The sequence below is a fragment of the Streptomyces anandii JCM 4720 genome (assembly GCF_014650655.1).
In the GTDB taxonomy this organism is placed as follows: Bacteria; Actinomycetota; Actinomycetes; order Streptomycetales; family Streptomycetaceae; genus Streptomyces; species Streptomyces anandii.
The window spans coordinates 64,361-65,555 of sequence record NZ_BMVJ01000024.1 but is presented as its reverse complement, the minus strand read 5'-3'; the positions used below and the strand labels follow the sequence as shown (position 1 = coordinate 65,555).

Here is a 1,195-nt window from a genome sequence, read left to right as displayed (position 1 = left end):
GTGGCTGCCGGAGCTGGGCAAGCCGGTGGTCGTACGCACGCCGGCGAGCCCGGTGGACGACGTGGTGCCCGCCGACCGGCCCATCACCGTATTCGACGTGCTGGCCTCCCAGGCCGGGTACGGATTCTCCTCCGACTTCACGCTGCCGGCGGTGCAGGAGTTGTTCACGGTGCAAAAGGACGGCCGGGTGCCGAGCAACTTCCCGCCGGCCGACGAGTGGATGGCGGCGCTCGGCCGCATCCCGCTGCTGTACCAGCCGGGCGCTGCCTGGCTGTACGACACCTGCTCCGTCCTCCAGGGGGTGCTGATTTCGCGGGTCACCGGACAGCCGCTGCCGCAGTTCCTGGCGGAGCGGATCTTCGGGCCGCTGGGCATGGTGGACACCGGTTTCGAGGTGCCGGCCGCCAAGCGGGGCCGGTTCACCAGCTTCTACAGGCCAGGCGACGACGGCAGCCTGGAGCTCGCCGACGGCCCGGACGGCGAGTGGAGCAGGCTGCCCGCGCTCCCGCTCGGCAACGGCGGGCTGGCCTCGACCGCCGACGACTGGCTGGCTTTTTGCCGGATGCTGCTGGCCGGCGGGGTGGCGGCCGACGGACGCCGGGTGCTGTCGGCCGACTCCGTGCGCTTGATGACCACCGACCATACGAATCCGGCGTCGCGCGCCATCGGCCGACTGTTCCTGGAGGGCCAGGGCTGGGGCTTCGGCGGCTCGGTCGACATCGACCGGACCAACCCGTGGAATGCGCCCGGCCGTTACGGCTGGGTTGGCGGCACGGGCACAGCGGCGCACGTCATTCCGGCCACGGGTGTGGTCACCATCCTGCTGACTCAGGTGGCAGCGATGGGCCCCCTGCCGGCTCCGGTGATCAGGGAGTTCTGGCGGTACGCGGCGAACGCCTGACACACGCGTCTCACGCCCGTAGCCTCACGGTGGGCCCAGCTGACTGGGTGGCGGAATCGGATCACGACGCATGGCTGTGTAAGCGCGCAAAGAGATTGCTGACCGCTGCTGCCGCCTTGGCCGACGCGGTCGCCGGGGCCGAGGCCAATGGATGATCGGCTGTGTCTGCAGGGCATCCTGTACGTCCTGCACCAGGACATTGCCTGGCAACTCCTGCCGCTGGAGCTGGGGTTCGGATCCGGGCAGACCTGCTGGCGACGCTTGAACCGCTGGCAGCGGGCCGGAGTCTTCGAG

Annotated in this window: 2 protein-coding genes; both read left to right on the top strand. The window is 70.3% G+C overall.

Translation table 11 applies throughout. The features are described from left to right. The coding region (locus IE249_RS30520; RefSeq protein ID WP_229859591.1) for a serine hydrolase domain-containing protein at positions 1-901 on the top strand (901 nt) is incomplete at its 5' end. A 105-nt stretch (positions 902-1,006) separates the two neighbouring features. Next, on the top strand, positions 1,007-1,195 hold a 189-nt coding region (locus IE249_RS40150), incomplete at its 3' end, for a transposase (protein ID WP_373304496.1).